This window comes from Rugosimonospora acidiphila, assembly GCF_039543385.1.
GTDB classification, from domain to species: domain Bacteria; phylum Actinomycetota; class Actinomycetes; order Mycobacteriales; family Micromonosporaceae; genus Rugosimonospora; species Rugosimonospora acidiphila.
In genome coordinates this window covers 397416-420506 of the sequence record NZ_BAABJQ010000004.1, presented here as the reverse complement: position 1 = coordinate 420506, position 23091 = coordinate 397416, and the positions used below count along the sequence as shown (strand labels likewise).

Here is a 23091-nt window from a genome sequence, read left to right as displayed (position 1 = left end):
CCAGATGCTCGCCGTGGCGCTATGCGCTATCCGCGCCAGACGTACTCAGGCCGCCGCGCTGCTGGTCATCGCCGTACTGGTGACAGCAGCCGCGGTGGCCGCGCCGTTTTTCGTGTTCGCCGCCACCAGCGCGGTCGCGCTGCACGACGTCTCCTCCGCGCCCGTCCCGCAGCGCCTGGTCACGGCGAGCCGCCAGGCCTCGGTGTCCGACGGCGACCAGGTCCTGACCCAGTACCGCGCGCAGATCCGTCAGGCCCTGAAGCTGCCCCGGTTCGAACAGATCAACGGCGCGAGTGTCGCGGGCGAGATCCTGGGCCCCGCCGGCGGCGCCTCCTCCCCGATGGCGGCGCGCGACGGCGTGTGCGCCCAGGTCGAGGTGCAGGGCGCCTGCCCGACCGGTACCGGCGACGCGATGCTGTCGGTGCGCACCGCGGCGGCCCTCGGGGTACGGGTCGGCGATCGGTTCCAGTTCGCCGCCTCCAGCCTCAGCAAGCCGCTGAAGCTGCGCGTCACCGGCTTGTACCAGGCCAAGAACCCGGGCGGCCCGTACTGGGGGACGGGCTCGCTGCTGGCCGCCGCCCCGCCGGCGCAGTCACAGACCAACGGGCTGTCCGGGCCACCGGACGCGGTGTTCGTCAGCGAGAAGGCGCTCGTCGCCACCAGGTCCACCGACGTCGCCGACAGCATCGACTTCATCGCCGGACCGGGCGCGCTCGACGCGACCCGTCTCGAGCCCGTGGCGCAGGCCGTCGCCGACGGCACCAGCCGCCTGTCGGCGCAGGAGTTCGACGTGCACACCGGCGTGCCCAACCTGATCGACCGGGTACGGTCGGACCAGCGGCTGATCCTGCTCGGCGTGCCGCTGGGCACCGGGGAACTGGTGCTGTTCGGATGGTTCGCGCTGTTCCTCGCCGTCACCATGGGCGCCACCGCGCGCCGGGCCGACCTCGGCCTGGTCAAGTTGCGGGGGCTGGCGCCCCGGCGGATCTGGATCCTGGCGGGGGCGCAGAGCGCGCTGCCCGTACTGGCCGGGGTGGTGCCCGGCGCGCTGCTCGGCTGGGTGCTGGCCCGGGCCACTGCCGGCGCCGTCCAGGACCGGAGCCAGGTGCTGTGGGCCGTGCTGCTGGCCGCCGGCGCGGCGGCCGTCGCGGTGCTGGGCGGCCTGCTCGCCGCGCTGGTCGCCGAGCGGCGCACGGTCCGCACCGGCGTGGTCGAACTGCTGCGGCGCACGCCGCCGCGCCGGCGCGCCGGGTGGCGCGGGCGGCTCACCGCGGTGGTCGACTTCGCGCTCGTGATGCTCGCGCTGGCCGGCGTGTACCAGGTCCATGCCGCCGCGAACGGTCAGGACGTGGGGCTGGTGGTGGTCGCTCCCGGGCTGGTCGCGTTCGCCGCCGGCCTGCTGGCGGCCCGGCTGCTGGTGCCGGTCGCGGCCCGGTTGGCGGTGCGCGCGCTGCGCTCCGGGCGGCTGCGCGGCGTGCTCATCGCCACCTACCTGGCCCGCCGGCCCGGCCTGGAGCGGCTGTTCGCCCTCATGGCGGTGGCGGTGGCGGTGGCCGGGTACGCCGCCCTGGCGTGGGACACCTCGTCGGCGGCGCGGCACGACCGGGCCGCGCAGGAACTGGGCGCCGACCGGGTGCTGACGGTCGAACCGGTCGGCGCCGGGCGGCTGCTCACCGCCGTACGCGGCGCCGATCCGTCCGGCCGCTACGCGATGGCGGCGATCCAGGCCAGCACCCAGAGCGGGGTGCCCGCCGTGCTGGCGGTGGACACCACCCGGCTGGCCGCGGTGGCCGCCTGGAATCCCAGGTACGGGGTGGCCCCGGGCAGGCTGGCGGCCGAGCTGCACCCGCCGGCCCCGCCACCGGTGTTCGTGGCGGCGCCCCGGCTCGCCCTGAACGCGACGCTCAACGCGGCCGGCGGCCAGCCGGTGTACGTGGTCGCCGACGTGGCCGCGCCGGACGGGCGCCGGATGGGCCTGCGGTACGGGCCGCTGCGGCCGGGCGCGCACCGGTACGTGGCGGACAGCCCGGAGTGCGTACCCCGGCCCGGCTGCCGGCTGGACGACTTCGCATTGGCCGCGGTGCTCGGCGCGACCGGGCAGCCGCTGACCCCTCCCCACGCCGGCCTGGACCTGGTGCTGAACGCCTTCGCTCCGGCCGCCGCCGACGACGGCGCCAATGCCGACGGCACCGGCACCGGCGGCACCGGCTCGGGCGATCCGGCACCGGCCGACGTGGCCGACTTCCGCAACCCGGCCCGATGGCGACCGACCGTCAGCGCGAACGCCGCCGGCCCCGTACTGGCCGGTGCGCCGGGCGGGCTGCGGATCAGCCTGCCGAGCGATCAGCAGCTGACCGACCTCACCCAGCCGAACGGGCAGGTGTACCTGGTCGACGCGCCGACCCCGGTGCCGGTGCTGCTCGCCGGGAAGCTGAAGGACGCCGGGCTGGCGGGCGATCCGGTGGTGGACCTGTTCGGGTCGGACTCCGTGCCGATCCGGGTCGCGGGCCGGGCGGACGTGCTGCCCCGGCTCGGCGCCTCGGGCGCACTGGTGGATCTCGACTACGCCGACCGGCTGGTCGACGACGGAGGGGGGCCGGTGGTGTCGGAGGTGTGGTTGGCGCCGGGCGCTCCCGCATCCATCGTGGACAGACTCCGCTCCGCCGGACTGCGCGTCACCGGGGACGACACGATCTCCGGCCGGCAGGCCCGGTACGGCCAGGAGGGGACGGCCATCGCGCTGCGCTTCCAACTGCTCGGCGCGGCGCTGGCGGTGATCCTGGCGGCGGCCGGGCTGGTGCTGGCCGCCGCCGTGGAGCGCGGGCCCCGGTCCGACGAGTTGGCCGCACTGCGTACCCAGGGGCTGACCCACCGGGTAGCGCGCGCGGTGGCGTTCGGCGGGTACGCCTGGCTGGCCGGCGCGGCGTTGCTGGCCGGCCTGGTCGTGGCGCCGGTGGACCGGCTGGTGACCGGCGCCGGGGCCGCCCTGCCGCTGTTCACCGACGGCTGGCACGTGCTTCCGCCGCCCGCGCTGTTGCGACCCGGCGGGCTGCTGGTCGCGGCGGCACTGGCGGCCGTGCTGCTGGGCGCGACGGCGGCGCTCGGCGGCCGGCAGTTGATTCGGCGGGTGACCCGGTGATCGGGCTGATCCTGACCATGCTGCGGGCCCGGCTCGGCCGGGCGCTGACCGCGCTCGCGCTGGCCGTCGTCGCGGTCGCCGCGGCGGTGGCCGGCCCGGCCTTCCTGACCGCGGCCGACCGTTCGGTGACCGTGAACGAGCTGTCCCGGGCGCCCGCGTCCGAGCTGGCGATCGAGGCGACCTCAAGCGTCAGCCTGGGCCAGGGCCGGGACCAGACCTTCGAGTCGACGGCACCGGCGCTGCTGAGCGGGCCCGGCCTCAGCACGGTGTTCGCCGCCGAATTCGACGCCTACCTCAAGGGTCCGCGGGCGGTTACCACGCCTCGGCTGGTCTTCCGCGAAGGGGTCTGCGACCACGTGCAGATCGTGTCGGGCCGCTGCCCGATCGGCACCAACGAGATCATGCTCGGCGAGCAGACCGCCGCCCGTCTCGGCGTACACAGTGGACAGACGGTGCTGGAGCGGGAGAGCATCCAGACCAAGGAGGGGCCGACGCCCGTCGGGCCGCCCGCCTTCCTGTCCGTGGTCGGCGTCTACCGGGTGGCCGACACGTCCGCCCGGTACTGGGCCGACCACTACTACTTCGACGCCTCCCCGGGGATCATCTCCGGTACCGGGCACGCCGAGCCGGCGTTCACCACCCGCGGCACCATGCAGGCGCTGAGCCACCAGCAGGAGCGGCAGAGCGTCGACGCGCTGCTCGATCCCGCCGCGCTCACCTCACAGGACCTCGGCGTGTTGAAGGCGAGCGTGTTCGGCGCGACCAACCGGGCCAAGGCCGGCCAGATCACCGCCAGCACCGCGATACCCGCGCTGTTCGCCCGCATCGACGCGGACGAGTCAGCGCTGCGCGAGGTGGTGCCGTTGGCCGCGATACCGCTGGTGATCCTCGCCTGGCTGGTGATGCTGCTGGCCGTCGGGTACGCGACCGAGATCCGGCGCAGCGAGGTCGGCCTGCTCAAGCTGCGCGGCACCTCGGTGGCGGTCCGGTGGTGGCTGGTGCTCGGCGAGACCACGGTGGCCATCCTGGTCGGCTCGGTGCTGGGCTACCTCACCGGGTACGCGGCGGTGGCCGTGGCTGCCCGCCTGCTGCTGTCCGGGGCCGGCCCGGTGACACCCTCGTGGCAGCCGCTGCGCTGGGCCGGGGTCGCCCTGCTCGGCACGCTGGTCGCCACCGTGCTGGCGACCCGGCGCCCGTTCGCCGCGCCAGTGGCCGAACTGCTGCGCCAGGTGCCGTCGCGCGCCGGAGCCTGGCGAGGGCTGGTGCTGGAGGCGATGATCTACCCGGTCGCGGTGGCGGCCGTGATCCAGCTACGGACCAACCCCGGCCGGCTGACCGGCGTGATGCTGCTCGCCCCCGGCCTGGTGGTGCTCGCGGTCGCCCTGCTCGCCGCCCGGCTGGTCGCGCCGGCGGCCGGCTGGATCGGCGGCCGGGCGCTGCGCCGGGGCCGGATCGGTCCGGCGCTCGGCGCGCTGCGCCTGGCCCGCCGGCCGGGCACCGCGCGACTGCTGGCGCTGCTCGTCGTGGCGATCGCCCAGCTCTCGTTCGCGGTGACCCTCAGCAACGTGGCGGGTCAGGCCGACGGCCAGCGCAGCGTCGTCGAGGAGGGCGCGTCGACGGTGCTGGACGTGGGCGGGGTCGAGGTGGGCACGCTGCTCAACGCGGTGCGCGCCGCCGACCCCACCGGCCGGTACGCGATGGCGGTGACCTCGCTGCCGTCGCTGGTCAAGGACGACGCACCCACCCTGGCCGTGGACAGCACCCGGCTGGCGGCGGTGACCAACTGGCTCGAACCCGCCGGCGGGCTGTCCGCCGCCAAGACCGCGGCCCTGCTGCACCCGTCCGTGCCGGCGCCAGTGATGATCAAGTCCGAGGCGATCGGCGTCGACCTCACCGCGAACGAGCTCGACCAGGCGACCGAGTTGGACCTGATCGGTCACCTGGCGTCGGCCGACGACGGTTCGACGACGGTGGTCAACCTCGGCCGCCTCCTTCCCGGCCGGCACCGGTACGCGGCTCAGGCGCCGGACTGCCGGGACGGTTGCCGGCTGATGGGCTTCGAGGTGTCCGCCGCGTCCAGCGCCGACTTCGACTTCGACATCGTGGTGCACGGAATCGACCAGGGTGATCCGGGCACCCCGCTGGACATCGGGCTGACCCGGGCCGGCTCGTGGCGGACCCCCGCGCCCACCGACAGCGCCGCGGTGCCGGAGCTCACCCCGGGATCGGACGGGCTCGAGGTGCGCCAGAAGTCGGCCGGCATCGGTGTGGACGCCTGGTTCCTGCCGGTCGACGCGCCGTACCCGCTGCCGGTCGTCTCCACCGGAAGGCTGGGCCGCAGCACGCTCGCCGGCCTGGACCAGTCCGCCATGCCGGTGGTCTCCGCCGGCATCGTCACGATCCTGCCCCGGCTGGGCGACCGCGGGATCATGGTCGACTTCGAGTACGCCGAACGGGACGCGCGGGACGTCGGCCCGGCGACCAAGCCGCAGGTCTGGCTCGCCGCCGACGCGCCGGCCGGCCTGGTCGACCGGCTGCGCCAGCAAGGTCTGTCCATATTGGACAGACATACCGACACCGCCCAGCTGCGCTATCTCGACCGGCAGGGCCCGGCCACCGGGCTGCGCTTCCACCTGCTCGCCGGGGCGCTGTCGGTGCTGCTCGCGCTGGGCGGGCTGGTCCTCATCGCGACCGTGGACCGGCGGGCCGCCGGCCAGCTGCGCGCGCTGCGCGTCCAGGGGGTGCCGCGCGCCGCGGTGGCCGCGGCCAACCGGTACGGGTACCTGGGGCTGGTGCTGGCCGCCCTGGTGCTCGGGCCGCTCGCGGCCCTCGTCGCGTGGCTGCTCACCGGTACATCGATCCCGCTCTTCGCCGACGGGGTACAGGTGCTGCCGCCGCCGCTGTGGCCGCACTGGTCGCCCGTGCTCCTGGCCTGGGCGGCAGCCGGAGTCGCAATGACGGCTGTCGCTCTCGTGTCGTCCCGGATAATCTCGGCCGGACTCGACGCGCGGCGGCGGGAACGGGAATGATCCGGTTGGTGCTGGGCGCGCTGCGGGCGAGACGCGCCCAGACCCTGACTGTTCTCGTCCTGGCCCTGCTGGCGGGCGACGTGGCCACCGCGCCGGCCATCGACCGGATCTTCGAGGCCACCCGCGATCAGGACCTCGACCGTGCCGCGGCCGACGAACTGTCCACCTTCCGGGCCGTGGTCGACCGCGCCTTCACGGTGCCCGGTGCCACCGGCTACCTGAACATGTCGGAGACCGGCCGGTACCAGCGGGGCGAGGTGAGCCTGGGGGTGCCGCTGGACTACCGGGAGCGGGTCTGCGACCACCTCGCGCTGACCGGCCGTTGCCCGACCGGGGCGAACGAGGGGCTGGTGGTGACCGGACAGTCCCGGGTCGGCCAGGCCCGCTCCCGGCTCGACGGGCAGGGCCCGGCCATGGCGTTGTGGTTCTACCTGCTGACCGCCGGCCTCGGCGTGCTGCTGGCCGCCGCGGCGGCGTGGGTGGTGGCGGGCGTCGATATCCCGATGTTCGCCACCCAGACGGTGCCGTGGCCGGCACCGAGTTGGCCGAGGCCGGGCGTCGTGCTCTGGACCTGGGCGGTGGCGGTGGCCATGCTGGTCGGCGTGGCCCTGGTCGCGGCGTACGACCTGAGCCGGAGGATCCGGCGGTTCGGGCGTTTCGAGCGTTTCGAGCGCCCCGAGATCACGGGGAGGTAATCATGAGCGGTCTCGCGGTGGCTTGCCGGCGAGTCGTGCACATCTACCGCGCCTCCGAGGCGGGCGCGGCCGGCGCCGGGGACATCGTGGCGCTGGCCGGCGTGGATCTGTCGATCAGTCCGGGCGAGATGCTGGCCCTGGTCGGCCCGTCCGGCTCGGGCAAGTCGACGCTGATCTCACTGCTCGCCGGCCTGATGCGACCGTCGGCCGGCCGGGTGAACATCGGCACGTACGACATGGGAAAATTGTCCGATTCGGAGGTTTCCCGGCTGCGGGGTACCGAGATCGGTGTGGTGCTGCAGGGCGCGGCGCGCAACCTGCTGGCCTACGCGGACCTGCACCGCAACATCTGGCTCGCCCAGCGCCGGGCGGCCCGCACGTCCGGCATCCAGCTGGACGACCCGGACCGGATCCTGGACCTGGTCGGGCTGGCCGGGCAGGGTCGGGCGAAGGTCGGTGAACTGCCGCCGGGTGCCCGGCAGCGGGCGGCGCTCGCGGTGGGCATCGCGGCCGGGCCGGGCCTGCTGCTGGTGGACGAGCCCACCTCGCAGCTGGACACGCACGGGCGCGACGAGGTACTGAACGCGCTGGAGACGGTCAACCAGGAGCGGGGCACCACGATCGTGGTGGTGACCCACGACGCCGAGGTGGGTGCCCGGCTGGGTCGCGCGGTGACCATCCGGGACGGGCGGGTCGGCGCGGAGGGGCGCGACGGCCAGGACTTCGCCGTGGTGGCCGGGGACGGGACCATCCAGCTGCCGCCCGAAGTGCTGGGTGTGTACCCGCCCGGCACGTTGTTCACCGTCGATCACGAGGAGGGGACGGTCTCGTTGGTGGCCGGTGGCGCACACGCGGCGCTGGCACCACCGCATGCTTCCGGTGGCGTGCCAGACTAGGGAACCATGAGCAGCGAGCGAATCAACCGACTCAGCGCGTTAGAGCCTCATGGCGTCGGCGAGCGGAGCGAGGCGGCGGCATGAGGTGGCACAGGGAGCGAATCATCGGACTGGGCGCGATAGAGCTTCATGACGAGGTCGTGGCATGACTGATCCGCGTAACACTCCGTCGATCTTCACGCGCGGCGCGGTCGACCTGAGCGCCCTGCGCACCCCGCCGCCGTCCAGCCCGGCCCCGACGTCCGGTGCCCCGGCCGGCGAGCCGGCGCCCGGCGAGCCGGCGCCCGGCGGGCTGCCCGCCGGCATTCCGGGTGGCCCCGCCGCCCCGGCGGGCGGCATGGCGATCATTGATGTGACGGAAGCCACGTTCCAGACCGAGGTGCTGGAGCGATCGCTCACGATTCCCGTGATCATCGAGTTCTGGTCGCCCCGGTCCGAGTCGTCCAAGCAGCTCGCCACGGTCCTTGAGAAGCTCGCCATCGAGGGCAACGGCGCCTGGGTGTTCGCCCGGGTCGACACGGATACCAACCCTCGGCTCGCCGACGCGCTGCAGCTGCCGGGCATCCCGGCGGCGTTCGTCGCCATCGGCGGCCGGCTCGCCCCGGGCTTCACCGGCGCGGTGCCGGAGAACCAGCTGCGCCCGTTCATCGCCGAGGTGTGCCAGGCGGCCGGGGTGCAGGTCGAGACGCCGGCCGATCCCCGGCTGGAGGCCGCCGACGACGCGCTGATGAGCGGTGACCTTGAGGCGGCCGAGCAGGCGTACCGCAAGGTGCTCGCCGAGTCGCCCGCGGACGCCATCGCCGAGGCCGGGCTGGCGCAGGTCGGCCTGCTGCGCCGCATCGAGGGCGCCGATCCGGCCGCGGCGCTCGCGGCGGCCCAAGCCGCGCCGGACGACATCGCCGCACAGACGCTGGCCGCGGACATCGAGGTGGTCTCCGGCCAGGCCGAGGTCGCGTACAAGCGGCTGGTCGACCTGGTGCGACGCACATTCGGGGCGGACCGGGAGTCGGTGCGCCAGCACCTGGTGTCGCTGTTCACCGTCGCCGGACCTGACGACCCGGCTGTCATCGCGGCCCGCCGAGCGCTCGCGAGCGCCCTCTTCTAGGAGGCGGCAATGCCCCTCGACCCCGGCCGTCCGGCCGCGGCACCGCGTCCCGTGGTGTCGTCGGCGGCCGGGGTGCGGCGCATCGCGGTCCTGGACGCGCCGAGCAACCTGGGGCTGCGGCCGCCGACGGTGAGTTCGGTACCGGGCTGCGCCAAGGCACCGGGTGCCCTGCGCGACCAGGAGCTGCTGGCCCGGCTCGGCGCCCGGGACGCCGGCTGCCTGACGCCGCCGCGATACGACCCCGGCGACTGGCGGCCCGGCGACGGGGTCAGTCAGGCCGAGGCCGTCGCCTGGTATTCGCGCCGGCTGTCCCGGCGGATCGAGGTGATCGTCGATCGTGGGGAATTTCCGCTGATCCTGGGCGGGGACTGTTCGATCATGCTCGGCGCGGCGCTGACGTTGCGGCGGATGTCCGACCGGGACGGGCTGCCGTACGGGCTGGTCTACGTGGACGGCCACTCGGACTTCCGGCACCCGGGCAACGCTTCCTACGTGGGCGCGGCGGCCGGCGAGGACGTCGCACTGGCCACCGGGCGGGGACAGCCGGACCTGACCGACATCGACGGGCTGCGGCCCTATCTGCGCGACGAGAACGTGGTGCTGCTGGGCATCCGGTCCCAGGACGAGTACCGGCTGGACCTGCGCGCGGCCGGCGTGGCGCACCGGTCGGTGCCGCAGCTGCGCGGCGACGGCGCCGGCCGCACCGCCCAGTGGGCGCGCGAGCAGCTGGCCGGGTGCATCGGGTACTGGCTGCATGTGGACGTGGACGTGCTGGACCCGGCCGTGATGCCGGCGGTCGACGCCCCGGACGATGGCGGCATCGCCTACGCGGAGCTGGAGCTGCTCATCTCCGGCCTGGTGGACACCCCGGACTGCCTGGGCATGGAGCTGACCGTGTTCGACCCGGACTACGACCCGGACGGCACGTACGCCCGGGAACTGGTCGCCTCGCTGGTCACCGGGCTCGCGCCGCTGCTGCGGCCCGGGGAGGACAGCCGGCCGGTGCCGATCGTGATGCCGGCGCAGCGTGCCGAGCCGATATCGGTGCCGCGCACGACCGCGGAGACGGCGTAGGCCCTAACCCTTGGGGTCCTCGCGCAGCGCGCGCAGCTGGTCGAGGCGTTCCCGGGTGTGCCGGTCCGCGTTCGTCTCGAGAACCTTGAGCCATGGCGTCGGGGCGTCTAGGACCACCTGGTCGCCGTCCTGCACCCGGGATGGGACCGGGGTGTCGCCGACCGCGCCGAGCTGGGCGGTCAGGTCGCGCAGTACCGCCACCGTGATGGCCAACCGGTCGACCAGCCCGCGCAGGCCGTTGTAGGACGCCGCGTAGGCGTCCAGCGCCCGGTCGCCGAGCGCCCCCCGGTTGTCGTAGCTGGTCTCGCGCCCGGCCAGCAGCGCCTCGGTGGTCGCGATCAGCTGCTCGTTGTTGCTGGCCACGTAGGCGACGATGCGCTCCGCGGTCCAGCCCTCGCCGGCCGGCGCGCGGAACTGCCCACGGCCAGCCTCCTCGATGAAGTCGGCGAACGCGTCCACCCCTGCACGTTAGCCCAGCGCCGTGAAGAACTTCCCGGCGATCGGCACGGCGGCGTCGGTGCTCATGCCGCCGTCCTCGACGAACACGGCGAACGCGATGTCGCCCCGGTATCCCATGAACCAGGAGTGGGTGGGGGACGGCTTGTTGTCGTGCTCGGCGGTGCCGGTCTTGCCGTAGATCGGGTCGCCCGGCACGTTCTTGTCCTTGACCGCCGTGCCGTCGGTGACCACCTCGCGCATCATCTGCTTGAGCGCGGAGACCGTCGAGGACTTCAGCGGCGCCTGATCGGGCGCGGGGTGGGCCGGAGCCGGATCGAGGATCAGGTGCGGCTGCTTCCACTGCCCGCGCTGCACCGCCGCCGCCATGGCCGCCATGATGACCGGGGACACCGTCGTCTTGCCCTGCCCGAACGCGGCGGCCGCCTGCTCGGCCGCGTCGCCGTTGGCCGAGACGCTGCCGGTGTACGCGTCGATGCCCAGGTCCCACGGGATGCCGACGCCCAGCCGCTTGGCGGTGTCGGCGAGCCCGGTCGGGCCGAGCTTGGGGGCCAGCGACGCGAACGCGGTGTTGCAGGACTTGGCGAAGTCCACGTGCAGCGGCACGGTGCCCAGTTGCTCGAATTCGGAGTTGTGGATGGTGTACCCGTCCACCGTGAGGGTCTGCGGGCAGTTGACGGCGGTGTTGACGTCGATCTTGCCTGCCTCGAGCAGGTTGGTGGCGGTGACGGTCTTGAACATCGAGCCGGGCGGGACCTGGGCGTCCAGCGCCAGGTCCTGGCCCTGCGCGCCGGGACCGTTGGCGACCGCCAGGATCGACCCGTCCGAGATCCGGATGGCCACCAGCGCGGATGGCTGCTGGGTCATAGTCAACGCCGTCTCGGCGGCCTTCTCGGTCCGCTGGTCCAGCGTCGTCTTGATCGACTTGCCGGCCACCGGGTCGCTGGTGAACAGGGTCTTGCCGTCCTGGTCGCCGGTTGAGTCGCCGCTCGAGTCGTCGCCCGAGTCGTTCGACGACTTCGCCGGCACGGCGATCACGGACACGCCGCTCTTGCCGCGCAGCTGGTCGTCGTAGGCCTCTTCCAGACCGCCGAAGCCGACCTGGTCGCCGATCTGGTACTTGCCCGGGCTCTTGTCCATCCGCTCCTTGGTCACGTCGCCCACCGAGCCGAGCAGCGCGCGGGCGAAGGTGCTGGTGGGGCCGAGGTCCAGGGTGCTGGTGGTGAACACCGTCCCGTTCAGGTCGTGGATCTGTGACCGGATCTGGTTGTAGACCGTCTGGCGCAGCGTGACGACCGGCACGAACGCGGTGGGCTGGGCGTCCTTGATCTGGTTGGGCAGGTCGGCGAGGTCGACATCGACGTTGGCCGACCTGAAGGCGGCGTTCAGAGAGTTGATCAAGGAGGTCTGGTCGGTGATCAGGCTGGGCTGGACACCGACATTCACCACCGGCTGCGCGGTCACCAGCGGCTGGCCGCCGCCGTCGAGGATGGAGCCCCGGGTCGCCGCGGCGGTCTTGACCGTCAGCTTGTCGCCCTCGGTCAGCTGCGCGGCGACCACGGAAGGCTCGAAGATCGGATCCCACTTACCGTCGTTGCGCCGCAGCCGCAGGGTGGTCTGGTAGCTCCAGGTGACTCCGCTCTCGACCGGCCACGCCACGTCGATCGGAACCCTCGCGTCGTCCTTGTCCACCGTCGCCGTGCCCGCCTTGAGCGTGGGCTTGGCGGCGGCCAGGTCGCCGGAGAGGGTCTTGATCTGGGTGGCCACCGCCTGGCCGGTCAGCGCGTCGCCGGACGGCCCGATCAGGTGGAGCGAGCCGGCGAACTGGCCGGTCCGCCACCCGGTCATGAAGTCCGAGATCGCCGAGGCCGGGCCGGGCCCGCTGGAGCAGGCGGCCAGGCCACCGCCGGTCAGGACGGCGGCGACGAGCAGGGCGGTCGCGCGGACGCGTGGACGCATTGAGGCACCTCCGGCAGCGATTGTGTCCCACAGCTACAACGCCCGCTGCCCCGGCCGCCGGGGGCCTGGGTGGGCAATCTTGTCTGAGACGTCACAATCGCCGGGCCCGCCCCCACCCCCGTGACCAGGCGAATGGGTCCCAGCCGCCGAAAGTCATAGGCTGGGGTCGAGACGTGTTCCCACAGCGTTGTGGGCGAGGGGAGTGGCACCCATGGACCGTGCGGCGACCAGTGTCGACGCGGCCGATCAGAGCACCGGTGACGATACCGAGGAGTCGACCACCAGCGAGGATCCGACCGGCCAGGGCGGCACAGGCGAGGGGACCGGCCGGTCGGCCGGTACCGGATCGACGGGGCAAACGATCAAATATCGGGCAGACCGGGGCGGTGCGGCTCCCGGCTCACGCGTGCTCGACGATCCCGACGCGGTAGAGGACATCGAGGAGACCGGCCGGACCGGCGACGGCGAGGAGACCGAGGACACCGAGCTGGACCAGCCCATTCCGGACGCCGAGCGGTTGGTGACCGAGGCGGTCGCGCTGGCCGGCGATGATCTGGACAGCGCCCGGCTGGTGCGCCGGTACTGGCGGTTCGCCCCCGACGAGGAGCTGGTGGGGCTGACGCCCGCCGAGATGCTCTCGGGCGCGCGGGCGCACCGGGAGCTGGCCGAGCAGCGGGTGCCCGGGGAGCTGAAGCTGAGGGTGGGCGACAGCCCCGACCAGGAGCTGACCATCCTGGAGATCGTCACCGACGACATGCCCTTCCTCGTCGACACCGTCACCTCCGCGCTGACCACCCGCGGCCTGTCGGTACACCTCCTGGTACACCCGCTGGTCGTGGTGCGCCGCGAGCCGCTGGGTCGCCTGATCGAGGTGTGCGCCGACGTCGAGGCCGACGACGCGATCTCCGGCGACGTGGTGGAGAGCTGGATGCGGCTGTCCATCGATCGGGTGCGCGGTGACGCCGCCCGCGACGAGCTGCGCCGGGACGTGCAGCGGGTGCTGACCGACGTGCGCGAGGCGGTCGAGGACTGGCCGCGGATGCGCTCCCGGGCCCTGGCCATCGCCGACGAGCTGGCCGACCGGTCGTTGCCGGTGCCGGAGCGGGACATCGCCGACTCGATCGAGCTGATGCGCTGGCTGGTCGACGAGCACTTCACGTTCCTGGGGTACCGGGAGTACCGGCTGGCCGGCGGCTCGGGCCAGGAGGGTGCCGGCGCGGCCGGGGGCGAGGCCCCGACCCTGAACGGGATGCGGCTGCAGGCGGTGCTCGGCACCGGGCTGGGCATCCTGCGGCAGGACGAGACCGCTCCACGCATGCTGTCCAGCATGGCGCCGGAGGCGCGGGCGAAGATCCTGGAGAAGCGGCTTCTCGTGATCACGAAGGCCAACTCCCGGTCCACCGTGCACCGTTCGTCGTACCTGGACTACATCGGCATCAAGACGTTTGACTCCGACGGCAACGTGGTGGGCGAGCGGCGGTTCCTCGGCCTGTTCTCGTCGTCCGCGTACCTCGGCTCGGTCCGCGACCTGCCGGTGGTGCGGCGCAAGGTGGAGGCGGCGCTGGAGCGCTCCGGCCTGTCCGAGCGCAGCCACTCCGGCAAGGATCTGCTGGCGATCCTGGAGGACTACCCGCGCGACGAGCTGTTCCAGATCCGCACCGAAGAGCTCTATGACACGGTCATGGGGGTACTGCGGCTGGCCGGCCGGCGGGCGCTGCGGCTGTTCCTGCGTCAGGACGCGTACGGCCGGTTCATCTCCTGCCTGGTGTTCATGCCCAGGGACCGGTTCACCACGGAGAACCGGCTGCGCATCCAGACGATCCTCCAGCGGGAGCTGAACGGCGTGGGGATCGACTACGCGACCCGGGTGGGCGAGTCGGTGCTGGCCCGGATCCACTTCATCGTGCGCACCGACCCGAGCGCGCCCCCCGTCGACATCGACGCCGCCGCCATCCAGGAGCAGCTGGTCGAGGCGACCCGGAACTGGGACGACGACTTCCGGTTGATCCTGGAGCTCAAGCTCGGCGAGGAGCAGAGCCGCGACCTGTTCCCCCGCTACGCCCCGGCCTTCCCCGACGCGTACAAGGACGAGCACAACCCGTACGAGGCCGTGCAGGACATCGCGAAGCTGGAGCTGCTGGACGAGCCGGGCGAGCTGGCCACCCACATCTTCCGCAAGCGCAAGGACGACAGCAACGTCCACTTCAAGGTCTTCCGGTACGGCGAGCCGATGATGCTGTCGACGGTGCTGCCGGTGCTGCACTCGCTGGGCGTGCGCGTCTCCGACGAGCGGCCGTACGAGATCACCCGCGCCGACGCCACGATCTACCTGTACGACTTCGGGCTGTTGCTGCCCCCGCAGGCCCGCGACCTGCCTGAGATCCGGGCGCACATGGAGAACGCCTTCTCCTCCACCTGGCGTGGCGAGGCCGAGATCGACGGCTTCAACGAGTTGGTGGTGCGGGCCGGGCTCACCTGGCGGCAGGTGGTGATCCTGCGGGCCTACGCGAAGTACCTGCGGCAGGCCGGCGCGGTGTACTCGCAGGGGTCGATGGAGAACACGCTGATCAGCAACCCGGGCATCGCCGCGTTGCTGGTCGCGCTGTTCGAGACCAGGTTCTCGCCGTCCCTGAAGCTGTCGGACGAGGACCGGTCGCTGCAGTCCAAGGAGCTGGTCACCGCCATCGGGCGGCAGTTGGACGGGGTGGCGAGCCTGGACCAGGACCGGATCCTGCGCTCGTACCTGACGCTGATCCAGGCCACCCTGCGTACCAGCTTCTTCCAGCGGGGCGCCGACGGGCGGCCGAAGTCCTACGTGGCGTTCAAGTTGGAGCCGCGGGCGATCCCGGACCTGCCGGCGCCCCGGCCCCGGTACGAGATCTGGGTCTACTCGCCCCGGTTCGAGGGCGTGCACCTGCGCTTCGGCCCGGTGGCGCGTGGCGGCCTGCGCTGGTCCGACCGGCGCGACGACTTCCGCACCGAGATCCTCGGCCTGGTCAAGGCGCAGATGGTCAAGAACGCCGTGATCGTGCCGGTGGGTGCCAAGGGCGGCTTCGTGCTCAAGCAGGCGCCGGCGGACCGGGACGGGTATCTCGCCGAGGGCGTCTCCTGCTACAAGATGTTCATCAGCGCCCTGCTCGACGTCACCGACAACCTGGTCGGCGGCGTGATCGTGCGGCCGCGCGACGTGGTGCGTCACGACGGCGACGACCCGTACCTGGTGGTCGCGGCCGACAAGGGCACCGCCACGTTCTCCGACACGGCCAACGAGATCTCGCTGGCGTACGGGTTCTGGCTCGGTGACGCGTTCGCCTCGGGCGGCTCGGCCGGGTACGACCACAAGAAGATGGGCATCACCGCCAAGGGCGCGTGGGAGTCGGTCAAGCGGCACTTCCGCGAGCGCGGCGTGGACACCCAGGGCCAGGACTTCACGGTCGTCGGCGTGGGTGACATGTCCGGCGACGTGTTCGGCAACGGGATGCTGCTGTCGGAGCACATCCGGCTGGTGGCCGCGTTCGACCACCGGCACATCTTCCTGGACCCGGATCCGGACGCCGCCACCTCCTTCGCGGAGCGCCGCCGGATGTTCGACCTGCCGCGCTCCTCGTGGGCCGACTACGACCAGTCCCTGATCTCCGCGGGCGGCGGGGTCTGGCCGCGTACCGCGAAGTCCATCCCGATCTCCGAACAGATCCGCCGCGCGCTGGACCTGAACGAGTCGGTGACCGCGATGGCGCCGAACGACCTGATGAAGGCGATCCTGCTGGCCCCGGTGGACCTGCTGTGGAACGGCGGCATCGGCACCTATGTGAAGGCGTCCAGCGAGTCCCACGCGGAGGTCGGCGACAAGGCCAACGACGCGATCCGGGTCAACGGTGCCCAGGTGCGCGCCAAGGTGGTGGGTGAGGGCGGCAACCTCGGCCTGACCCAGCGCGGCCGGGTCGAGTACGCCACCGCGGGCGGCCGGATCTGCACCGACTCGATCGACAACTCCGCCGGTGTGGACACCTCGGACCACGAGGTGAACATCAAGATCCTGCTGGCCGACGCGGCGCTGGCGGGTCCGGAGCGCGACGCGCTGCTGGTGGAGACGACCGACGAGGTCGGCGAGCTGGTCCTGCGGGACAACTACGACCAGGCCACCGCGCTGGGCAACGCGCGTGCCCAGGCCCACTCGCTGCTGCCGGTGCACCGCCGGTTGATCAGTGAACTGGAGCGGGACGGACGGCTGGACCGGGCGCTGGAGGCCATGCCCACCGACGACGAACTGGCCGCACGGTTCGCCGCCGGAAACGGGCTGACCTCGCCGGAGTTCGCGGTCCTGCTCTCCTACGTCAAGATCGGGCTGGAGGACGAGGTCAACTCCTCGCCGCTGCCGGACGAGGACTGGACCCACGAGACGCTGGTGGACTACTTCCCGACGCCGCTGCGCGAGCGGTACGAGGAGTTGATGCCCGGCCACGCGCTGCGCCGCGAGATCGTGACCACGCAGCTGGTGAACCAGACGGTCAACCGGGGCGGCATCACGTTCGTGTACCGGGTGGTGGAGGAGACCGGCGCCTCGCCGGCCGACGTGATCCGCGCCTTCTCCGTGGTCCGGGACGTGTTCGGGCTGCCGGACCTGTGGCGGGCCGTCGAGGAACTGGACAACCGGGTGCCCACCGAGGCGCAGACGACCCTGCACCTGGAGCTGCGCCGGCTCATCGACCGCGGCGTGCGCTGGTTGGTCACCAACCGGCGATCGCCCCTGAACGTCACCGAGGAGGTCGAGCGGCTGCGCCCCGGCGTGCAGCGCCTGCTGCCCGAGCTCGGCCGGCTGTTCTGCGGCCAGGAGCGGGCGTCGTTGCAGGCCAGGGTCGACCGGCTCACCGGCATGGGCATCCCGCCGGCGCTGGCCGAGCGGGCCGCCCGGGTCATCTACGGGTTCGGTCTGATGGACATCGTCTCGGCGGCCGACGGCACCGGACGGGATCTGATCGAGGTCGCGTCGGTGTACTACGAACTGTCCGACCGGTTCCAGGTCGACGCGCTGCTGTCCAAGATCTCGCTGCTGCCGCGCGACGACCGCTGGCAGACGCTGGCCCGGATGGCGCTGCGGTACGACCTGTACGGCGCCCTGGCCGCGCTGACCTCGGAGGTGCTCGCCTCGACCGACCGCGACCAGCCGGCCGCGGAGCGGGTCACCGCGTGGGAGCACGCCAACTCGGCGGCGATCGGCCGGGCGCGCAACGCGATGGTGGAGTTCCAGGAGGCCAACGCCGACCTGGCCGCCCTGTCGGTGTTGCTGCGGCAGATCCGTACCCTGGTCCGCACCGCGGGTTCGTGACCATGACGTGCGCCGGCCGGCCCACGAGCCGGCCGGCGCACGCCAGGCGGTGCGGGGCGCGCCGGGTCCGTCGCTACAAGGAGTGCGTTCGGGATCCATCGATGCCAGGGGGCGCGTCGGATGTCACCGTGGTTCGCTCACCTCGACCCGCCCTGGGTCCCGATGTTCCTGCTGTACCTGCTGGTGCAGGGCCTGTGCCGGCTGGTGCGCAGCGTCGTGCACGCCTGGCCGTGGATCGCGGGCGGCCTGGCCGTCCTGCTGTTCAAGGACGCCGCACGCCGCGAGGACGCCATCCGCCTGGTTCGGGCCTGCGGCCGACCTACCGGATCGCGTCCACCCCGACCCGCGCCGCCGACGCGCCGGTCAGCCCCAGGGCGGAGGCCGCCGCCCAGCCGTTCGCCCGGCTCGCCCCGAACGTGGTGACGAAGGCCCGCACGCCGGCCGGGCGCCACGCCGTCGGCCAGCCCATCTCGACCGCCACCACCGGATTCGTCGGGGCCAGCGCCTCGATCAGGTCCGCCGCGCCCGGCAGCCGGTGCAGGTTGCGGCCCACCACGACGATCGGCCGGGTCCCGGCCAGGGCGCGTACCCGCTCCGGGGACTCGCCGGGCGGGGCCAGCTGGACCTGCTCGGTGCCGTTGATGTGCGGGCCGAGGCCCCACGGCACCCGTCCGGCGGCGATGTTCAGCTCCGCGTCGGCGATCTGCACGACCAGCGGCGACCCGAGCCCGGTCAGCGACCCCTCGACCCGGACCGCGCGGCGGGCGGCCGGGTAACCGATCCCCGCTCCGGTACCGTCCCCGGCGGCGTCCGCGCCGGCGTCCGGGCCGGTCTTCGCGGTCCATCGCGACAACTCGGCGACCCGCTGCGCGGCCTGTTCGATCCGCGAGGTCGGCAGCCAGCCCGCCCGCACCGCCGCCGCGATCTCGGCGATGGTCTCCTCGATCAGGTCCCGATCGCACTGCCCCGCCAGGCACAGCAGGTCGACGCCGGCGAGCAGCGCCCGCGGAGCCCCCTTGGCGGTACTCCCGGCGATTTCGGCCACCCCGCGCATGTCCAGCGCGTCGCTGATCACCACGCCGGTGAAGCCGAGCTCGCCGCGCAGCAGATCGACCATTGCCGCCCGGCTGAACGTCGCCGGCAGATCGCCGGTCAGCTCCGGTACCCGGATGTGCGCGGTCATGATCGACTGGGTGCCGGCCTCGATCGCGGCGGCGAAAGGGGCCAGGTCCCGCTCGCGCAGCAGCGGCAGCGGCGCGTCCACGGTGGGCAGCGCCAGGTGCGAGTCCGTGCTGGTGGCGCCGTGCCCGGGGAAGTGCTTGGCGCACGCGGCAACGCCGGCGGACTGCAGGCCGGTGACGGCCGCGGCGGCCTGCGCGCTCACCCTGGTCGGGTCGGTGCCGAAGGATCGGGTACCGACGGTCGGGTTGTGGTCGGAGGTGTTCACGTCCACGGTCGGCGCGAGGTTCAGGTTGAACCCGCTGGCCCGCAGGTCAAGCCCGATGGCGCGGTAGATCCGCTCGGTCAACCCGGGGTCGTCGACCGCGCCGAGCGCCGCGTTGCCCGGGTACGGGCTGCCCGCGAGGTGGGCCAGCCGGGTGACGTCCCCGCCCTCCTCGTCCAGCGAGAGCAGCACGTCGGCGCGGGCCTCGCGCAGGCTCGCGGTGAGCGCGCCGACCTGCTCGGGGTCGGCGATGTTGTAGTAGAAGATCACGTACCCGCCCAGGCCCTCGGCCACCAGGTCGAGCGCCCACCGCGGCGCGCTCAGCCCGGGAAAGGCCGGCAGCAGGGTGGGCAGGATGAGTCGCCGCAACCCCGGATCGATCGCCACGTTGATTCCCCTCCGGCCGCTCCGACCCGCGGTCGGCCACGTGTGATCCAGGAATCTGGCAGCGGGTCGCGGGACGTCGCCGGCACCGGCATGACCGTACGCTACCTACATTCCCAGTGGTCCATGAAATTAGGAAAGTTTCCTAAATGATAAAGGTACCGTCCCAATGAGCTCAACCCGCCTCCCGGGCACGCCCCGACTGCTACGGGCGATCAACGACCGCGCAGCCCTTGAACTGCTGCTCGAGCGGGGCCCGCTGACCCGGGCGCAGCTCGGCGAGCTGACCGGCCTGTCGAAGGTCACCGCCTCCCAGCTCGTGGAGCGGCTGGAGGAGCGGGGCCTGGTCGGCCGGGTCGGCGAGCAGGCCGGCGGCCGGGGGCCCAACGCCGCCCTCTACTCGGTCGTCCCGACCAGCGCGTTCGTGGTCGGCGTGGAGATCGGTCCGGAGCACGCGGTGGCCGCCTGCGCGGACATCACCGGCACCGTGGTCGGCCGGGTCCAGCAGTCGACCCACGACACCGACGACCCGGTGGGCGTGGTGCACAACGCCGTCATCGAGGCCGCGCGCAGCGCCAAGGCGCCGATCAGCAAGGTCCGCCGGGTGGTGCTGGGCACGCCCGGCCTCGTCGACCCGTCGACCGGGGAGGTCGCCTTCGCTTTCGACCTGCCGCGCTGGCAACGGGGCCTGCTCGGCGCGCTGCGCGAGGACCTCAAGCGGCCGGTCGTCTTCGAGAACGACGTGAACCTGGCGGCCGTGGCCGAGGCGTACGCGGGCTCGGCCCGGGGCGTCGACGACTTCGTGCTGCTCTGGCTGGGCCGCGGCGTCGGCATGGCGGTGACGCTGGGCGGCCGGCTGCACCGGGGAGTCAGCGGCGCGGCCGGCGAGATCGGGTACGCGCCGGTGGTCGGCGCCCCGGTGCCGCGCGACGTGACCCGCCGGTCCAAGGGCGGCTTCCGGGAGTTGGCGCAGGCCGACGCGGTGCGCGCCGTGGCCCGGGAGCACGGGTTCCGCGCCGGGACCGCGTGGGACGCCGTGCGCGCCGCGGTGGATGCCGGCACCACCGGCGGCCCCGTCCTCGACGAACTGGCCCGGCGCCTGTCGCTCGGGCTGGCGGCGGCCTGCGTGGTGCTCGATCCCGCCGTCGTCGTGCTGGCCGGTGAGGTCAGCCAGGCCGGCGGAGTGGCGCTGGCCCAGCGGGTACAGCACGAGGTCGCCGCGATAGCGCCGGTGTCGCCCCGGGTGGTGGTGTCGGAGGGCCCGGAGGAGCCGGTGCTGCTCGGTGCCGTGCTGACCGCGCTGGAGGCGGCGCGCGACGAGGTGTTCGGGTCGACGGTCGACGAGTGAGCGTGGTGGCGGCCACGGTGCCGGTCGTCACCCTCCGGTTCCGTGATTGGATAGCCACGTGTCCAACGATCCTGATCTGGTCATCTCCCTCGACAAGGCGACCGTCACGCGCAGCGGCAAGGACCTGATCCGCGACATCGACTGGCGGGTCGAGGCGGACGAGCGGTGGGTCGTGCTCGGGCCCAACGGTGCGGGCAAGACCACGCTGCTCAGCCTGGTCGCCGGCCGGCTGCACCCGACCCGCGGCGTGGCACAGGTGCTCGGTGAGCGGCTCGGCCGGGTGGACGTGTTCGAGCTGCGTGCCCGGATCGGGCTGGCGTCGGTCGCCGTACACGACCGGATCCCCGGCGACGAGACCGTGCTCGACGTCGTGGTGACCGCCGCGTGGTCGGTGGTCGGCCGGTTCCGCGAGTCGTACGACTCGATGGACACCGGACGCGCCACGGCACTGCTGCGCCAGTTTGGCGCCGGCGACCTGGCACAGCGCGAATACGGCACGCTGTCCGAGGGTGAGCGCAAGCGCGTGCAGATCGCGCGTGCGCTGATGACCGACCCCGAGCTGCTGCTGCTCGACGAGCCCGCGGCCGGCCTGGACCTCGGCGGCCGGGAGGACCTGGTGCGGCGGCTGGCGGAGTTCGCCGCAGACCCCGACGCCCCGGCGATGGTGCTGGTCACCCACCACGTCGAGGAGATCCCGCCGGGCTTCACCCACGCCCTGCTGCTGCGCGAGGGCGGCGTGGTGGCGGCCGGCCCGATCCAGTCGGTGATGACCAGCGACAACCTGTCGAAGACCTTTGACGTGGCGCTGCGGCTGGACCGCGTCGACGACCGGTTCTCCGCCCGGGCGAGCTGACGGACGCGTACGCTCCCGCCATGACCTCGCCCCGGGTAGTCGTCGTCGGCAGCGTGAACATCGACCTCGTCGTTACCGCTCCGGTGCTGCCCCGAGCGGGAGAGACCGTGCTGGGCCACGACTTCACCCAGGTGGCCGGCGGTAAGGGCGCCAATCAGGCCGTCGCGGCGGCCCGGGCCGGCGGCGCCACCACGGTGATCGGCGCCATCGGGTCGGACGCGTTCGGGGTGACGCTGCGCGCCCGGCTGTCGGGGGCCGGGGTGGACACCTCGCTGCTGCGGATCCGCTACGGCGCCTCGGGGGTGGCGCTGATCGTGGTCGACGACTTCGGCGAGAACTCAATAGTCGTGGCGCCCGGCGCCAACGCGACACTGGCCGACCTCACGGCCGGCGAACTCGCCGCGATCGCCGGCGCCGACGTGCTGCTGTGCCAGCTCGAGGTGCCGGTGGAGACGGTCACCGCGGCCGCGGTGGCGGCCCGGGCCGCGGGCACCCTGGTGGTGCTCAACGCGACGCCGGTCCGCGCACTGCCCGACGAGCTGCTCGCGGCGGTGGATCTCCTGGTGGTCAACCACCTCGAGGCGGCCGGGCTGACCAACCTGCCGATGGTCGACGTGGACACCGGTGACGCCCCCGACGGCGCGGTGCTGGTGGACGCGCTGCTGGAGTCGGTACCGAGGGCGGTGCTGACCCGGGGGGCGGACGGCGCCTGGTACGGCGACCGGGATGGCCGACTCGAGCATGTGCCGGCCCCGGTCGTGGAGGCGGTGGACACCACCGGAGCGGGTGACGCGTTCACCGGCGCGCTGGCGGTGGCCTGGGGCGAGGGGCGTGACGTGGTCGAATCGGTGCGTTGGGCCAGCGCGGCCGGGGCCGCCTCGGTGCGGCGGCTCGGCGCCTCGGTCGGCCTGGCCGGCCGCCAGGTCATCGACGAGCTGTACGCCGCGACGTACTGCACTGGCGCGGATGAGTAACCCTTGAGGACATGCGCTTCATCCTGAATGTGTTCTGGTTGGTCTTCGGCGGGCTGGTGCTGGCACTCGGCTACGCGGTCGCGGGGCTGATCTGCTGCGTGCTGATCGTCACCTTCCCGCTCGGCATCGCGTCGTTCCGGATGGCCAACTACGCCCTGTGGCCGTTCGGACGCGAGGTGGTCAAGCGGCCGACCGCGGGCGTGGGGTCCGCGATCGGCAACGTGATCTGGCTGATCGTCGCCGGCTGGTGGCTCGCCCTGGGGCATCTGGTGACCGCCATCGCGCAGTTCGTCTCGATCATCGGCATCCCGCTCGGGCTGGCGAACCTCAAGCTGATCCCGGTCTCGCTGCTGCCGCTCGGCCGGGAGATCCGCGACCTGCCGTGAGCGTAGGCTCCGGGCAGGCATTC

General features: G+C 73.0%; 14 protein-coding genes. 11 read left to right on the top strand and 3 right to left on the bottom strand.

What is annotated here, in order from left to right; translation table 11 throughout:
- Positions 1–4 precede the first annotated feature (4 nt).
- The 6 genes from ABEA87_RS09585 (at position 5) to ABEA87_RS09560 (ending at position 9938) form a co-directional block, all read left to right on the top strand.
- Complete coding sequence (locus ABEA87_RS09585) at positions 5–3139, top strand: ABC transporter permease family protein (protein ID WP_345628011.1); 3135 nt, start codon at positions 5–7, stop codon at positions 3137–3139.
- Positions 3136–6168 (top strand): ABC transporter permease, encoded by a 3033-nt coding sequence (locus ABEA87_RS09580; protein WP_345628009.1) that lies wholly within the window; start codon positions 3136–3138, stop codon positions 6166–6168. Before ABEA87_RS09585 ends, ABEA87_RS09580 begins: the two co-directional genes overlap by 4 nt.
- The gene (locus ABEA87_RS09575) at positions 6165–6863 is read left to right on the top strand and encodes a hypothetical protein (protein WP_345628007.1); all 699 of its coding nucleotides are present in this window, start codon (positions 6165–6167) and stop codon (positions 6861–6863) included. Before ABEA87_RS09580 ends, ABEA87_RS09575 begins: the two co-directional genes overlap by 4 nt.
- A gap of 2 nt (positions 6864–6865) precedes the next feature.
- Complete coding sequence (locus ABEA87_RS09570; RefSeq protein WP_345628006.1) at positions 6866–7759, top strand: ABC transporter ATP-binding protein; 894 nt, start codon at positions 6866–6868, stop codon at positions 7757–7759.
- Between the two features lie 145 nt (positions 7760–7904).
- Complete coding sequence (locus ABEA87_RS09565) at positions 7905–8864, top strand: tetratricopeptide repeat protein (RefSeq protein WP_345628004.1); 960 nt, start codon at positions 7905–7907, stop codon at positions 8862–8864.
- Positions 8865–8873: 9 nt separating this feature from the next.
- Positions 8874–9938: an arginase family protein gene (locus ABEA87_RS09560; protein ID WP_425570807.1), complete on the top strand. Its 1065-nt coding sequence runs from the start codon at positions 8874–8876 to the stop codon at positions 9936–9938.
- Between the two features lie 3 nt (positions 9939–9941).
- Here the strand turns inward: ABEA87_RS09560 and ABEA87_RS09555 are convergent, their stop codons facing one another.
- Positions 9942–10397 carry a hypothetical protein gene (locus tag ABEA87_RS09555; RefSeq protein ID WP_345628002.1) on the bottom strand — a complete coding sequence of 152 codons (456 nt, stop codon included), beginning with the start codon at positions 10395–10397 and terminating at the stop codon, positions 9942–9944.
- Between the two features lie 9 nt (positions 10398–10406).
- On the bottom strand, positions 10407–12353 hold the full coding sequence (locus ABEA87_RS09550; RefSeq protein ID WP_345628001.1) for a penicillin-binding transpeptidase domain-containing protein: 1947 nt from the start codon (positions 12351–12353) through the stop codon (positions 10407–10409).
- Positions 12354–12564: 211 nt separating this feature from the next.
- On the opposite strand from ABEA87_RS09550, the gene ABEA87_RS09545 reads away from it, so the two are divergent.
- Entirely contained in the window at positions 12565–17679 is a 5115-nt protein-coding gene (locus ABEA87_RS09545; protein ID WP_345628000.1) for an NAD-glutamate dehydrogenase, read from the top strand.
- A gap of 319 nt (positions 17680–17998) precedes the next feature.
- Here the strand turns inward: ABEA87_RS09545 and ABEA87_RS09540 are convergent, their stop codons facing one another.
- The gene (locus ABEA87_RS09540; protein WP_345627998.1) at positions 17999–19510 is read right to left on the bottom strand and encodes a glycoside hydrolase family 3 protein; all 1512 of its coding nucleotides are present in this window, start codon (positions 19508–19510) and stop codon (positions 17999–18001) included.
- Between the two features lie 166 nt (positions 19511–19676).
- Between ABEA87_RS09540 and ABEA87_RS09535 the strand changes: the two genes are divergently transcribed.
- The 4 genes from ABEA87_RS09535 to ABEA87_RS09520 are packed head-to-tail and all read left to right on the top strand — an operon-like array spanning position 19677 to position 23068.
- Positions 19677–20855, top strand: coding sequence for an ROK family transcriptional regulator (locus ABEA87_RS09535; protein WP_345627997.1), 1179 nt, complete (start codon positions 19677–19679; stop codon positions 20853–20855).
- A 58-nt stretch (positions 20856–20913) separates the two neighbouring features.
- Positions 20914–21708 carry an ABC transporter ATP-binding protein gene (locus tag ABEA87_RS09530; protein ID WP_345627995.1) on the top strand — a complete coding sequence of 265 codons (795 nt, stop codon included), beginning with the start codon at positions 20914–20916 and terminating at the stop codon, positions 21706–21708.
- A gap of 20 nt (positions 21709–21728) precedes the next feature.
- Positions 21729–22682, top strand: a complete 954-nt coding sequence (locus ABEA87_RS09525; RefSeq protein ID WP_345627993.1) for a ribokinase — start codon at positions 21729–21731, stop codon at positions 22680–22682.
- Between the two features lie 11 nt (positions 22683–22693).
- Positions 22694–23068, top strand: coding sequence for a YccF domain-containing protein (locus ABEA87_RS09520; protein WP_345627992.1), 375 nt, complete (start codon positions 22694–22696; stop codon positions 23066–23068).
- The last annotated feature ends 23 nt before the right edge of the window (positions 23069–23091 follow it).